This is a genomic window from Shewanella hanedai (genome assembly GCF_007197645.1).
GTDB lineage: Bacteria > Pseudomonadota > Gammaproteobacteria > Enterobacterales > Shewanellaceae > Shewanella > Shewanella hanedai.
The window spans coordinates 69508-83553 of the sequence record NZ_VKGK01000018.1 but is presented as its reverse complement, the minus strand read 5'-3'; the positions used below and the strand labels follow the sequence as shown (position 1 = coordinate 83553).

The following is a 14046-nucleotide window of genomic DNA, read 5'->3' as shown; positions in this document are numbered from 1 at the left end:
TTAACAGCAGTCCAATACTGTACTAAATTACTAAAAGGGTTCAGTGCGGTTAGCGTCGACGTGGTTATTAACAGTCACCTGTTAAACACTCGGCTAGCGCACTGGAGGGTTGGGAGTCGGTCCCTGTTTACGTTTTCTCTTGACCAGTCTCTTGTGAGCCATAAGCCTCAAGGGCACGTAAACGCATATCAATCTGGTTTCTAACGGTCTTTACTCCGACGTTCTTATGCAGACTTGCTGCCTTTTCAAGAAAGCCGTCTGCCTGTTGAAGTAGCTCCACATCGCCGACAGTGCTGGGTTTAACATCACCTGTTGTGCTGCGCAGTAAGCTGAGCCCCTTGAACTTATAAAACTTAGCGGTAATGGGCTCCGCCAACTTCCAATGGTGTACAACCTGGTTAAACACTTGGGTAAAGTAAGGCTCAACACTGCGGCCATGCTCACCCTGAGTTTCGCTCCAATCGAATACCGTATCGGAGATAAAACTCGGCCACTCGCGGCGAATACCTGGCGCCATAGGTTGGCCCAGTTCGATGGCTTTGAACCCCCACTCAAGTGCTCGGCCAAGGTCATCAATGTCGAACAGCCAAATAATGCAGCGAGCAAATAAAGGGTTGTCATAAGGTTTACCTCCACTGTCCACCTGCGCTAAATATTCATCGACTATGGGTTGCCACTTAGGCAGTAACACGTCGCGCTTATGGATTATCTTGTCTTGTCGTCTGGCGAAGCTCTTGAGCTTTTTCAGATCGGCATCGAGTTCAATCAACTGCAAATGCAAACTAGGGGCATATGAGGCACACCCGGTTTGCGCTACTTTTTCGAGCTTCCTTTTGGCGTCTTTCTTTTCTTTGAAGGCGAGGATTGATGCCCCGCCGACGGCTTTTTTAGTTCTGCCGTCGCTTGCTTAAGCTCCGCTGTTGCACCGGCAATATCATCAGCGTTAGAGGCTAATTCACTTGACGCTGTTTCAACTGAATCAGCGGCTTGATTCACGCTGCTGGCACTGTCTTCTAAGTCAGTTTTGATATCAGTGATATTGCCGTTATCGTCTGTGGTTACTTCTGCGATAACTGTTTTGTCATTGCCTGCAGCAGGATCGATACGGATATCCATTTCAACAAATCGCGCCCTTCGCTCTACTAGCTCAGTCGCGTTGGCAATCGCGTCTTGTTCATCACACCCCAAAAGCGCAGCCAATAGTGCTAGTGCTTCATTGTCAGGTTTAGGGTTATCTTCCAGCTTCTGGCTTTCAGATTTTTTGGCCTTAACGGCATCACGACGCTTTTTAAAATTGGAGATTGCACTCATAGCGATATCCTTGGTTTACCTATTTTTATTCGGCAGTGGTTGAAGCAATAAGGCACTCAAGGAGTGCCTTATTTTTGCTTAGCTTGGTTCCATCGCAGGAGCTGCACCAATGTTCATATTGGCTTCATCGATAGATGCATAACCTTCAAACTCTTCGATGGCGTAGCCTTCTTGGCGCCAATACTTATCTTCATGCTGCTTACGATCTTCAACGTTTTCAGACTTGCGGTGACGGGTGCCTCTTTGGGTATAGATGTGCAGATTAGAAAGCAACGTAACCGTGATACGCTTACCAGGGAAAAAGGGCGGCGTGTAAGCAGGTAAACCACCGATGTTCTGATCCATCTTTTGCGCGGCGACCCTTTCAGTGGGTTTATCTGCAAGATTCATCATTTTGGTTTGAGCCGTTGCAGTGAGATCACTCCCAACTAACACAACCAAACGGGGGTCATTGCGAAGGGATGTATGAATGAGTGAATTTTTAAGCTCAGTAACAATGGCATCAAGCGTCTTATATTCACCCTCCTTCAACACACCTTCGGCATCTGGATTGAAGTAAATCTCATCAGTTACAATTTGGTCGGGGGCTTTTTCCTTAACAATTTGATGCCAGCCCTTGTTAACATCCTCTCCCATAGGGTTAGCAACAGGATCTGAATCAATCGCAATCGAGGTACCGTTGAAGCCGATACGTAATAAGTCGAGTGCAAAACGCACGGTCGCGTTATTGCTCATCAACTGCATAAACTGATTCGCGGTACCAGAGTTTGCCCACACCGCTAAAGTTGCCCAGGTCACCACGGCACATGAGTCTGTTTCAACTAGCTCATAGCTATGACCATCAACGCCTTGATCACTAAAAAAGCGGCCATTTTTCTTTCGACCGGTAGCGATGCCGTAGTTACCGACCTTCACAACCTCCCCTTTTATCTGGTCCACATCCATCGTGGTGATCAAAGCCAAAAATCGCACTGACTCTAACAGGGCTGCTTTTAACTGACGTTCCATCGGTTCGGTTACGCTAAATTGCTGGCTTACATCGTCAACGCCGTAACTCTTGGCCATGTTGGCGCAATACGCGATTAACTGTGTCTTGGCTAATGGGGTTAAATTCATGGTGCTCTCTCTTTGTTAGAATGACGACAAGGCTCAATGCAGCGCTTAGACCACGATGAAACTTTCACCTTGGCCCGCAGGATCTGGCTCTTGCTCAGGTGTTTCTTGTTTCAACGCGGCAAAGTCGTTAGTTAACTTGTCTGTCTTGTCTGCAATGCCTGATACTTTTTCCAGTAGTGTTGCGAACTGCTCACCTGTGATACCTGTTGCTTCTTCTGGCTCAGGTTTACCTTCTGGTTTTACTTCGGCAGGCTTTGTGCTAAATGTCTCCACCTTGCCTTCGAGGTCGGTAACCTTATTCCCTAGGCCATCAAGCTTGTCTGAAATTTGCTTAAACTGTTCTGCGTTCATTGGGTCTTCCTCTAAGGGGGCGGATGCCAGTTCTGGCGAGTTAGATTTAAAGAAGTTTTTCAAAATACGGTAGAGGTGCTTTTCTTGCTTGGGCTCCTCTTCACTTTCAATAGTGGGGTAACTGATGACCAGCTGTTCAGGCGCACCATATTGATGAGTATCAAAGCGTTCTTTGGTTGAGAACTTAAGGCGCTCGGTACCTAAACTGGCTGGTTCATCAGTGACGCCCAAACCGGTGAGGTAAGCTTTACCCGATTGGGCAAAATTGGGGTCTACTTCGATAGAGGTAAATACTTTTTGGTCTTGCTCGTTAGCAAAGATAAGTTGGGTATTGGGTTTCAATTTGGCGAATAGACGCAGCTTACCGTCTTGCTCTTCGGTTTTAACGCCAAGAACATCGCCCCACGCACCATACCAACGACGATGATCCGGCCAGATACGCGCACCGTATGTTTCAACTTCATAGGTTTCAGCAATGTCGACTAACCATTGACGCTCAATAGGGACATTTCTAAATGTCTGCCCTTCGGTGGCGATACGCACCCAATCTGTTGTCAATTGATTCATATTTGGCTCAACTACACTGGTTAATCGATGGTTTAATCTGATTTAGGTGGCCAGCATAGCCAGATGAAATGCCCTTAGCACTGGGTTTAGTTCGGCTCAATTCGGATAAAGGCCATTATCCGAATTGACCCGAAAATTAGTCCGTTATAGTCGATATGTAAGTGAATACACTGAGGCCAGTTTTCATTTATATGGGCACACATCCCTGCAATATGGCCTACTCTCCCGAAATTCGTGAAGCCGCAAAAAGGTTATATCTGCGTCGCTGGACGCCCGATGAGATCCGCGACGAACTCGGCTTGCCCAATAACCGCATCATCTATTACTGGGCTGATAAAAGTGGCTGGCGAGATATGTTGCGGGAGGAGGAAGTCGACGAGGCGATAGCTCGTCGTATTGTGCTGCTCACTGACATTGCCGACAAAACCGGCATGCAGATAAAAGAGCTGGATATGCTGATTAATCAGCATGTGAAGTTGAAGAAGCAACGGGTAACATTCGAACGCGCCGCCGCTGGTGAACAAGATAGCCAACACAGCACAGATAAAGGCTCAAACGAGAAAACGCAGTCAAAAGGGCAGCGCAAAGCCCGTAAACGTAAAAATGATGTGAGTCATCTCAGCGCCGATGATTTTGCCCCATGGTTCTCCACCCTGTTCGAATACCAAAAAACCATGCATGAGAATTTGCATCAGCGTATTCGTAATATTCTTAAATCGCGTCAAATCGGTGCGACTTATTACTTTGCAGGTGAAGCCTTCGAGCAGGCAGTATTAACCGGCGACCCGCAAATATTCCTGTCGGCGTCCCGTGCTCAGGCTGAAGTCTTCCGCACCTATATTGTCGCCATCGCCCATGAATTCTTTGAGATTGAGTTAACCGGCAACCCGATTGTATTGCATACCGCCTTTGGTGATGCAGAGCTGCGATTCTTAAGTACCAACAGCAAAACGGCGCAGAGTTACCACGGCCATGTGTATGTCGACGAATACTTCTGGATCGGCAGGTTTGACGAACTCAATAAACTGGCCTCGGCCATGGCCACACACAAGAACTGGCGCAAAACCTACTTTTCCACCCCATCGACCAAGGCACACCCCGCTTACACTTTTTGGACGGGGGATCACTGGCGCAGAGGTAAGGCCGATCGTGAGTATGTGGAATTCCCTACCTTCGATGAATTTCGCGACAATGGCCGCTTGTGCCCAGATAAGCAGTGGCGCTATGTGGTCACCATCGAAGATGCGCTGCGCGGCGGTTGTCAGCTATTTGATATCGAGGAGCTGCGCGACGAATACAACGACGATGATTTTAGCAATCTGTTCATGTGTATCTTTGTTGATGATGCCGACTCGGTATTTAAGTTTAGCGACTTAGATAAATGCACCACCGATGCCGATCACTGGAGCGACTTTAAACCCAAGAACCCAAGGCCATTTGCTAGCCGAGAGGTGTGGCTTGGCTACGATCCGTCACGAACCCGAGACAATGCCACCCTAGTGGTGATAGCGCCGCCCATTAAAGAGGGGGAAAAATTTCGGGTGCTTGAAAAACATGCCTGGCGCGGGCTGAACTTTCAGTATCACGTGGCCGAGATACAAAAAATTTATGCTAGGTACCACGTGACCTATATCGGAGTCGATACCACCGGCATTGGCGCGGGTGTATTCGACCTAATACAAACTCTATATCCACGTGAATCCATGGCGATTCATTACAGCGTCAGCAGTAAAACCCGCTTGGTACTCAAGATGATTGATGTGGTGCAGGCGCGGCGGATCAGCTGGGATGCCGAACACAAAGACATAGCCATGTCTTTTTTAGCCATACGTAAAACCAACACCGCCAGCGGTGACAACATGACATTTAAAGCAGGCCGAGATCAAACCACTGGCCACGCAGACGTATTTTTTGCAATTGCCCACGCGGTAATTAATGAACCCCTTAACCACGCACAAAAAGGTAAATCCACATGGTCCCTGTCGAGATAGCTGCCAATGATGCAGCCAATAATGCAGAAGGTAATGAGTCTACTGAGCAGACTCATGCCCCTGTGGTTTTCAGCCTGCCCGAAACCGTCATGCCTAACATGTGGCTCACTGATTATGATTCACTGTATTACAACCAAATGGATGATTACTGGGAACCACCAGTTGATCGGCATCTACTCGCCAACCTTACTCGCCGCAATGCCCAACATGGCGGCATAGTGCAAAGCCGCGCCAACATGGCCGCGAGCCGTTTTACCTCTGGTGGTATGTCAGCACAGGAAGTTGAAGCTACCTTTTTAAACCTGGTGCAATTTGGTGATGTGGCCTTGCTTAAAGTCCGCAACGGCTTTCGCCAGGTGCTGCGTTTATTCCCGTTACCCAGCTATCGCACCCGTGTAGGCAAAGACGGTGGCGCCGTCGTGCTCGAGCGCAATCAGCAGGTCAAACGCTATAAAGCCAAAGATATTATTTGGGTACGCCAGTATGACCCAGTGCAGCAAATTTACGGTTGCCCCGATTACCTTGGCGGGTTGCAAGCGGCATTACTTAACGAAGATGCCACCCTGTTCAGACGCAAATACTACATCAACGGCGCGCATATGGGTTTCATCATGTATGCCACTGATCCGAACCTGGACCCCGAAGTTGAAGAGGACATTAAAAACAAGATTCAAGATAGCAAAGGCGTGGGGAATTTTAAGAGTCTGTTCGTGAATATTCCCAACGGTAAAGAGAAAGGACTACAGATCATCCCCGTGGGTAATTTTGAAAGCAAAGATGAGTTTATGAACGTGAAAAACGTCAGCGCCCAAGACGTACTCAACGCCCACCGCTTTCCACCAGGGTTAGCCGGTATCATTCCGGCCAACACAGCAGGCCTTGGCGACCCAGCTAAATATGATGAGGTTTACTTTAAGAATGAGACTAAGCCGCTCATTCGAAAGATGGTGAATGCGGTAGAACAAGATCTAGAAGTCGGCGGCAAGTTGAGGCTGGAGTTTGACTTATAAGTATGAGAGTTAGAGGGTTTAAAGCGAGAGAGTTGAGCCAAACGCCACTAAAATAAGTGGCGTTATCTTTTAAGCCACAAGGAAGTATTACGAAACTAAGATTAACGCCGCAATAAGCGGACTAAAGCAGTGGGTTATAATGTGGAACGAAGCGAAACGTAACCCACTGTTTCAGTTCAGTTTAAATGCCTTGCCATATGCTTTCTACGGTTGATGATTTTGAAGACTTATTTCTAAATAATTTATGAATTTATCTACTTCATCAATTGCATTTTTTAAATCAAATGGATTTAAATTAACTCGCACACCTTCATTGTTTTTACCATTACGATGTACTAAATCATGTCTGACTGTTGTAATTTCGATCAAATACTTCAAATCATATGTATAGCTAAAGCCTAAGGTTGCTTTATATATTTTCATGACTTTTGACACATCGTGATATAGATATTTTCCAAGTTGTTCTAAAACAATTTTTTCAACGTCACCTTCATATGAAAGTATTTCACTTAATTTAAAGTTCTTTTTAGAAAGTTCTTCAAGGTTTCTTGCTGCATTTGCAATATATATTTTATTACCAATAACTGCGGACTTGAGGGAATCGCCTAAATAAGTTTCCATAGCAGTTACTGCATGAATATGTATCATTTTATAGATAGTATTCATAACTGTCTGATCGATAGTAGAGCTTAGTATTCTTCTAATTTCATCAATCGTACGATTGAATTCTATGATGAAATTTGAATGGTCTTGGCTACTATGCCATTCATATTCAGCTTCGAGATAATCAGAGTAGTTATTTGCTTCTTCGTCATACCTTTCTGACAAATCGAACCATCCTTCTGTGTTCTCATCAGCTTCTGGGTCATTCAATGCATTTTGAATCCAGTCACTTTTTGCTTCATTATAATTTTCTTCTGCAACTTCTACAGCCCAGTTAGAACCAGTACCCATAAATACCTCTCAGTTTACAAATTAGCCATACAGTAACACTGGCATATAACGTCTTATTATACGGCCCTTGCAAGCTATCTTACCTTGCAAGGTTAAGCCTATGATAGTCAATAAAATATCACATAATATTGATCCATATAGGATTTATAAAATAATAAATAATTTGTATAAAAATCATTACGCCTCCCGGCTCATAACACTGTTCAAAAACACAGTACTATCGAGTAAACTAAGCAGATTGAAACAATTGGGAGATTGTGATGCGAATTCATTGTACTGCTTGTGGTAAAAAGGCGATTATCGGCAAGACTAATCGCTTAAGTTTGGCTTACGCCGATCTGTATTGCTCATGCACTGATCCTAAATGCGGTCATACGTTTGTAGCGAACCTAAGTTTTAGCCACACCTTAAGCCCCAGTGCTAAATCGACAACAGCTATTGTTTCTGAGCTGTTTCGTGCCCTATCCCCTGTTCAACGTCAGCAGATTCAACAAGAGTTGAACCTTCTTTAACATTATGAAAGTCCGACTCCCTATACATGGCTAGCACATCGGCCAGAATAGCATTGCATACATCCTTTTTTGCTTCAGTATCTAGCTCTATAAATAGTCCATTCAGCAAGTCTACTTTAAGAAACAGCATTGATTTTTCTCTCATAGCTCAATTTTCCATAATTGACACACCAACAGCAGTGCCTCACCAATTACTCATACATTTCAAAACGCGCAACCCCTTCGCAAAACTTAAGGTAAACCAGTAAAAAGCAGCGAGTATGTTTTCACAAACTCAGATTGGCAATGTAAAAGACTGCGAAACACACAATAAACAGAGTAATAAAAAGCAATTAAACGCTGTGATATTAGGCCACCTTTTCGACTTGAACAGGCTGACAGTAATTAGACATAACTAAGGCCTTGGCTAATAAAGGCGGTACCGAGTTACCACACCTGGCCACCTGTTTAGCTTTTGAATACTTCTTACCAGTGTGATCAACCTCGATGATGTAATCACTTGGGAATGACTGTGCGGCGAACAGCTCATGGGGCTCAAGCATACGCATGCCGATATCGACTATCTGGTAGGCTTCACCTTTCACCATGATTAAACCAAAACAGTCACCCGTTCTAATGGTGTGCAGAGGTTCGCTAAGGGTTTGGCCTATCCCTGTTCCGTAATACTTCATTAAAAAAGCGCGGACTTCACCAATATGGTTACCACCGGCAGTAATGGTATGCACTGGCTCATCGGTAGGGAAACCGATATTCGTACCGCGCATTTTTACCATACTACTCGTCACTAACTGGGACTTACCGCCACCACCCGCAGTGATGGTACCCAACGGCGCATCGATAGAGTGACCAACACTGTTACCGAATTGACGGCAGATAATGGGTGAAACTAAAGCAAAATGGCCACCTTTCACCTGGGCACAAATAGTTCTTAACGGTTGATCAACTGGCATGTTTCGTTGGCTGCTGGCGTTAGCGAACTCTGTAATGAAAGGAACGATTCTGGCCTCAGAAGGTGCAATAAAAGGCTCATTAGCATCGATAACAAACTTCTGGATCCCTTTAGCAATACGCTGCATGGTTTTGTCAGCCAATGGTCTATCACGATTGAATATCGATTTGCAGGCTATCGACCAGTCGATAATCTCCGAGGCAGTTTTCCATGGTTTGAGCTTTCTGCCGTTAACCGGCTGCTTTTTAGGATTGCCATATGTTGGTAATGGAAAATTGATTGACTGGCCGTCACACCGAGCAACAAGAAAGAAACGTTTACGAATGGTTGGGCATCCATGGTCGCTAGCCACTAATGAACGCCACTCAACTTTATAACCATGCTTGCATAGCTGATGAACAAAACTATTAAATGTCTGCCCTTTTCTTTTTTGGCATGGCCTACCATCCGCAATTGGTCCCCAAGTGACAAACTCTTCAACATTTTCGAGCATGATAATTCGTGGGCAAACCGTAGCAGCCCATCGCAATGCCACCCAAGCAAGACCACGGATTTTCTTTTCAACTGGTTTACCCCCTGCAGCTTTTGAAAAATGTTTACAGTCCGGGCTAAACCAGGCCAAACCAACATGACGACCTTCACACACTTTGACAGGATCAACATCCCACACTGATTCACAGAAATGTTTCGTCAAGGGATGATTGGTTTTATGCATCGCAATGGCATCAGGATCATGATTAATGGCAATATCAACCGGTCTACCAAGCGCAAGCTCAATACCCGTTGAGGCACCACCACCGCCCGCAAAGTTGTCGATAACGAGTTCGTGGTCTTCAATATTGAATGAAAATTGATTATCACCTCTAAACATAACTTGCTCCTCACTTGCATTAAATTATTGTCTTCTACTCACATGTGCTTTTTAGAAATAATCAAACTCACTCACTTCTTCATCAAACAGTCGCTCAAACTGCAACTGGCCATTACTTACCCACCAAATTCGGCCAGCATCAGTAAAGATCCTTAAGCCACTGCGGAGCTGATCAAGCGTATATTTATCGACAACACCGTGAGAGGCGAGATATCGCAATACCTCTTCAGAGAATTCAGCTTTATTGCATCCGAAATGGTCTCCCAAAACGGCATCTGTACAGTTATTCCCACAAGTCCGAGTATCGCCGCTGTCGCGACTCTTCAAGCCAGAGCCAAGCGATTGCTTCCACTTGGGTATGGGTTTCTTATCTTCTTTGTTCTCGATAGCGTCATTTTCACTAAAGATAAGCGCACGCTCGGCTTTGAGCTTTTTATAGTTAACTTTCTCATCGTCATTCATGGCTCTAATGGTCCACTTCTCACCACGAGTGATTAACGATCTGAGCTTGGTTTCACCATCCGCTTTCGTGGCCATGGCACACAACCCAAGTACACGCTTGGTCATTTCACCGAACTCGTTACCGCATTCAGTCTCTTCATATTCCAGCTTGATTGGGTTAACAGCTAAAGCCTGCTCAAAGGCTTTCCAGTTTGAGCAATCTGCCGCCGCTCTGGCCTGTTCGATACCTACGGGCTGCGGGCACTCTTTCAGCCTTCTGAGTTCGCGCCATACCTGCACAGAAGAAGACCCAAAGAATTGAAACTGACGCAGGCGGTGACGGCTGGCCCAGGCTGCGGCATTATCTGCAGCATCGTTAGCAGCTAAGCCAGATTCAAAATCTAACTCACCTTGCATGTGTTCACCTTTAATGTTTTTCGACAGGTACTTGATGATGTACCCCACGGCTGAGCCCTTGGTTTTATCAGCATCTTTAATATCGAGTCGATGTTCCTCTGCCCCCTCTTCGTCGCCGTCGATCTCGAATGCGTACTTTTCCAATAAGGCTTTCAGCACATCGACTTTATCTGGGTGAACGAAGATCAGCATATGCCAATGAGGCGTCCCGTCTTTGTGAGGTTCACTAACTCTCAGCCCCTGAATTTTGATTTTGCGATATGACAATGCAGAGCGGATTTTTCGCCATTGACCAGACAGATAGGCCTGAGTAAAACGAGGACTTTCACAGTTCCATTTATTTGAGTTGAAGTGGTATTTACTTGGAGCGGTAAGAGTAACCATCAACCCAATCTGACCTTGCTCCTCGGCAACTTCTTCAAGGCCGCGAGCTCTGACGATCAGTTCAACAAAACGATTTGATGGGTTGGCGTTGCCAGCCATCGCCGCATCAATCAGCGGTATGATCACCCCCGATTCTGATTCAATCATGGTGCTCTCTAACCACTCACGACCACTCTTTTGCTGTTCACACCACTCGTTGAAACTGTCTCGGCTCAGAAAGGGGCTGTTTTCCCCCACTAAACCTGCAGCAATATTAAGATGTTCACAGCACTGGTCGCGCAATGTTCGCAATTGGTTGAGCCACCACTTAGGGCTTGTCATACGCAAAATGGCGCACTCTGCCGCTTCGATAAGATAATCTCTTTTAACCGCTGAATAGTAAGGTGGGGAAACTTGCCACTGCCGACACACTGCAGCTGCTGCGTCATAGGCTTTTAAAAAAGCGATATCGCCATGGTTCTGGCTAGCCGCGTCTTTCACTTCATCAAGAACGGTTAAGGCCAAACGGTTCGCCACATCTTTGAGCCGTTTACTTTTACGATATTTGATTAACTCGAACCCACCGTAGTGAGTGGTTCGCTTGTCGTTACTTTCGTTAATGTGCTTTGAGGTTAATTTATCGAAACTGCCAATATTGTGAAACGGGTATTTGAGCCAAACTTTATTGATAAAATCGGTGGTCTTTCTCAGATAGATATTGGCACTACGAATGTTGGACGAGCCGTCTTTTCTAGTGAGTCGGCGCTGATACTCTTCGCTAATCTTGATACTGATTTTATTAGGCAGATGGCTCAGACGGGCAATGGCAAAACTGCGGTTGCTGTTAAGTACCGCGTGGTTGGGTGAAACATCATCGAGTAATTCATTAACTTCTTTGAGTGCCTGGCGCGCATTCGCTCCCTTTGGCAGTTCAGTTGATTTATAACCATCAAGAAAGTATCGCTCTTGGTACTGCTCCGCTGATAACAGCTGTATTTTTTGAGTATGCTGATAGTCAGCAACAAACACACACTTGCGCCCTTTAGGCGGTACTTTTACAAATCCAGAAAAAAGAGCCGAGGGCAAAGCCTCGGACTGAGGTGATAATGTAGGGGAAGGCATTACACCCCCTCAAAGCCGTGATGAGTTTTGGCTTTCTCTAAAGTGCGACGGATCCCTTTGGCAAAGTTGGTCAGATCATTGCCCAAAGCTTGCCAATACAAACAATCAAGCGCACCGGAGTACTTGGCAATCTTCATCATATTGGTACTATCTCTCAGGCTCCCGTTATCAATAAAGACTTGTATCTCTGCGGCAAGAGATTGCTTGTTGGTACGAAAATGCCTAAGTAAATGTTCGAAAGCAGCTGATTTCATTTATTCTGCTCCGCTTCGTTTTCCTGCACCTCTTTAATACATTTAGGGCAAGCAGTAGAACAAACCTCCCCCTCAGTTTCGTAGCCATACCAACCCGCTTTAGCGGCTTCATCAACGGCATCCCCAACAGTGCTGACTCTCGAAACATAATGCGTATCGGCACACATAAAACAGTTGATAGCAAAAACGGTCAGAGCTTCAACTTCAATGGGCTCAACATTGAGTAACTTCATCTAAATCACCACTTGGTTAACGTGTATGTTATTGCGGATAGCAATCAATCGAACGTGAAGCGTTTTTGCTATTGATAGCTCAAGCGCTTCGGCAACGGTCTGCAATGACTCGATCACCGATTCGGCAACGATGGGTTCTATCGGGTAGGAGGAATGATTTAAAGCGTTAATAACCCTATTCGCTTCATTGCGAATGACGATATCCGTTGTTAAACTCAGTGTTGTCGGTTTCATAATGTATATCCTTGAAGATCTATTGATTGATGCGACACGGCCACATCCGCTGTAACGGAAGTGGCTTTTTTATGCATGAGATTTACGAGTGGGTTTTACATTGAATTCATCGCGGCTTAGCAAGCTCTCACCAAACGACTTACCTAGATTTCTTAGGGCGATAATGGATAAACGGATCTGATTCCGTTCTTTGAAATTCATCGCTTCTAGGGGGATATTGATGTGAGTACTCGGCCTGAGTCGGGCACCATATAACACTATCGCTTTTTGCTGTTCAGTGAGTTTGCTGTATTGACTCGCCGCAGCACTTCTACCGATCATGGTTCTAATATTGCTGAATCTATCTTTCGTGGTCAGTGTGTAGAGATCGTTCGCGGCATCGGCTGTTGCCGTTTTCGGTGTTGTTAGCGCTTGTTCTGTTTCACCCTCTATTTTTAAAGTATTCATATTGATCCTTTTAAAATTGATTGTTCTACATTAAACCCGGCATAGGCATGGCTTGCAGTGCATCGCTCGCGACGGTTAATACCGGAATAGCTTGAAACTTTTGCTCAACGTCATGGACGAAAATAGCCAGTTCAGCCATCACATATGTGGCGCGCCTTACCGTTTCGTGACGCATCCGCTCTGTAACTCGCTTTGTTGCTTTTACATCAAGTGCGAGTGCACCCAGTTGCGCTGCATTGGCGGTAATATCTAGCGCTCGGTCTGTCAGTGCTACTCGGTCTGCATGGTCTAAATCTTCCAGACAAACAGAAGCAACGCAGTTAAGGTCCATCAGCACCCCATCGACAATGCAACGGTTGCCGCTTACCTTGGTGATCTTGATTAACTCATGTACCGTGAGCTGATGTGGCTGGTCAAGTAACAGCTTATTGCGCAGCATCTGGCTGCGGATTTTCGCCGATTCGGCAACCTCTTTTAATACTTCCATTTCAGCAAACTGACGTAACGCCCCCGCAATATTCGGTTGGTCGCTTGCTTTGTGTGTACGGTCAGATTGGTTATACATAGACGCAAAACTCCTTTTTGCTAATCTTCAATTGAGAACAAAAACATTCAGATGACAACTTTAAGAATTTAAGGCTTTAACTGACTAAGCACAGCTCAGAGGCTTCTTTCATCAGAGCCAACATGTTGATATACGGGCGCTCTTGCGGCTTAAACTTAGGTCGAATGGGTAGGCGTCCTTCACGGACTAGGTATCGAACATTGTCAACGGTAGTGCCCGTACGGCGGGCATACTCTTCAAATGACAAGAATGGTGCATCAATGTGTAGTGATAGATTATTCATTTGATGATATCCTCAAATTTATATGTCTTTCTGTAATGTGGCGTTACAGAACGTT

The 14046-nt window shown here is 45.5% G+C and carries 16 protein-coding genes; 3 read left to right on the top strand and 13 right to left on the bottom strand.

Annotation, left to right across the window (positions count from 1 at the left end; translation table 11 throughout):
- Nucleotides 1-127: 127 nt before the first annotated feature.
- The 4 genes from gpM to FN961_RS15035 form a co-directional block, all read right to left on the bottom strand.
- A complete protein-coding gene (gene gpM / locus FN961_RS15050; RefSeq protein WP_229814677.1) occupies nucleotides 128-775 on the bottom strand; it encodes a phage terminase small subunit in 648 nt (215 codons plus the stop codon).
- A 38-nt stretch (nucleotides 776-813) separates the two neighbouring features.
- On the bottom strand, nucleotides 814-1311 hold the full coding sequence (locus FN961_RS15045; protein ID WP_144040999.1) for a hypothetical protein: 498 nt from the start codon (nucleotides 1309-1311) through the stop codon (nucleotides 814-816).
- Between the two features lie 78 nt (nucleotides 1312-1389).
- Nucleotides 1390-2427 carry a phage major capsid protein, P2 family gene (locus tag FN961_RS15040; protein ID WP_144040998.1) on the bottom strand — a complete coding sequence of 346 codons (1038 nt, stop codon included), beginning with the start codon at nucleotides 2425-2427 and terminating at the stop codon, nucleotides 1390-1392.
- A 45-nt stretch (nucleotides 2428-2472) separates the two neighbouring features.
- A complete protein-coding gene (locus FN961_RS15035) occupies nucleotides 2473-3345 on the bottom strand; it encodes a GPO family capsid scaffolding protein (protein WP_144040997.1) in 873 nt (290 codons plus the stop codon).
- 212 nt (nucleotides 3346-3557) lie between these two features.
- Here FN961_RS15035 and FN961_RS15030 point away from each other — a divergent pair, with 212 nt between their 5' ends.
- Nucleotides 3558-5336, top strand: a complete 1779-nt coding sequence (locus FN961_RS15030) for a terminase large subunit domain-containing protein (protein ID WP_144040996.1) — start codon at nucleotides 3558-3560, stop codon at nucleotides 5334-5336.
- Entirely contained in the window at nucleotides 5318-6346 is a 1029-nt protein-coding gene (locus FN961_RS15025) for a phage portal protein (protein ID WP_229814678.1), read from the top strand. The genes FN961_RS15030 and FN961_RS15025 overlap by 19 nt, the downstream gene beginning before the upstream one ends.
- 204 nt (nucleotides 6347-6550) lie before the next feature.
- On the opposite strand, the gene FN961_RS15020 is transcribed toward FN961_RS15025, so the two are convergent.
- Nucleotides 6551-7300, bottom strand: coding sequence for a hypothetical protein (locus tag FN961_RS15020; protein WP_144040995.1), 750 nt, complete (start codon nucleotides 7298-7300; stop codon nucleotides 6551-6553).
- A 260-nt stretch (nucleotides 7301-7560) separates the two neighbouring features.
- Here FN961_RS15020 and FN961_RS15015 point away from each other — a divergent pair, with 260 nt between their 5' ends.
- Nucleotides 7561-7812 carry an Ogr/Delta-like zinc finger protein gene (locus FN961_RS15015; RefSeq protein ID WP_144040994.1) on the top strand — a complete coding sequence of 84 codons (252 nt, stop codon included), beginning with the start codon at nucleotides 7561-7563 and terminating at the stop codon, nucleotides 7810-7812.
- A gap of 347 nt (nucleotides 7813-8159) precedes the next feature.
- Here FN961_RS15015 and FN961_RS15010 read toward each other — a convergent pair whose 3' ends face one another.
- The 8 genes from FN961_RS15010 to FN961_RS14975 all read right to left on the bottom strand — a co-directional run bounded on the left by FN961_RS15010 (nucleotide 8160) and on the right by FN961_RS14975 (nucleotide 13991).
- Complete coding sequence (locus tag FN961_RS15010) at nucleotides 8160-9632, bottom strand: DNA cytosine methyltransferase (protein WP_144040993.1); 1473 nt, start codon at nucleotides 9630-9632, stop codon at nucleotides 8160-8162.
- 51 nt (nucleotides 9633-9683) lie between these two features.
- The gene (locus FN961_RS15005) at nucleotides 9684-11975 is read right to left on the bottom strand and encodes a replication endonuclease (RefSeq protein WP_144040992.1); all 2292 of its coding nucleotides are present in this window, start codon (nucleotides 11973-11975) and stop codon (nucleotides 9684-9686) included.
- Nucleotides 11975-12229: a hypothetical protein gene (locus FN961_RS15000; protein WP_144040991.1), complete on the bottom strand. Its 255-nt coding sequence runs from the start codon at nucleotides 12227-12229 to the stop codon at nucleotides 11975-11977. Before FN961_RS15000 ends, FN961_RS15005 begins: the two co-directional genes overlap by 1 nt.
- Nucleotides 12226-12462, bottom strand: a complete 237-nt coding sequence (locus FN961_RS14995; protein ID WP_144040990.1) for a hypothetical protein — start codon at nucleotides 12460-12462, stop codon at nucleotides 12226-12228. Before FN961_RS14995 ends, FN961_RS15000 begins: the two co-directional genes overlap by 4 nt.
- Entirely contained in the window at nucleotides 12463-12696 is a 234-nt protein-coding gene (locus tag FN961_RS14990) for a hypothetical protein (RefSeq protein WP_144040989.1), read from the bottom strand.
- Between the two features lie 69 nt (nucleotides 12697-12765).
- On the bottom strand, nucleotides 12766-13143 hold the full coding sequence (locus FN961_RS14985; RefSeq protein ID WP_144040988.1) for a hypothetical protein: 378 nt from the start codon (nucleotides 13141-13143) through the stop codon (nucleotides 12766-12768).
- A 25-nt stretch (nucleotides 13144-13168) separates the two neighbouring features.
- Nucleotides 13169-13708 carry a phage regulatory CII family protein gene (locus FN961_RS14980; RefSeq protein ID WP_144040987.1) on the bottom strand — a complete coding sequence of 180 codons (540 nt, stop codon included), beginning with the start codon at nucleotides 13706-13708 and terminating at the stop codon, nucleotides 13169-13171.
- Between the two features lie 76 nt (nucleotides 13709-13784).
- Nucleotides 13785-13991, bottom strand: coding sequence for a DNA-binding protein (locus FN961_RS14975; protein ID WP_144040986.1), 207 nt, complete (start codon nucleotides 13989-13991; stop codon nucleotides 13785-13787).
- Between the last annotated feature and the right edge of the window lie 55 nt (nucleotides 13992-14046).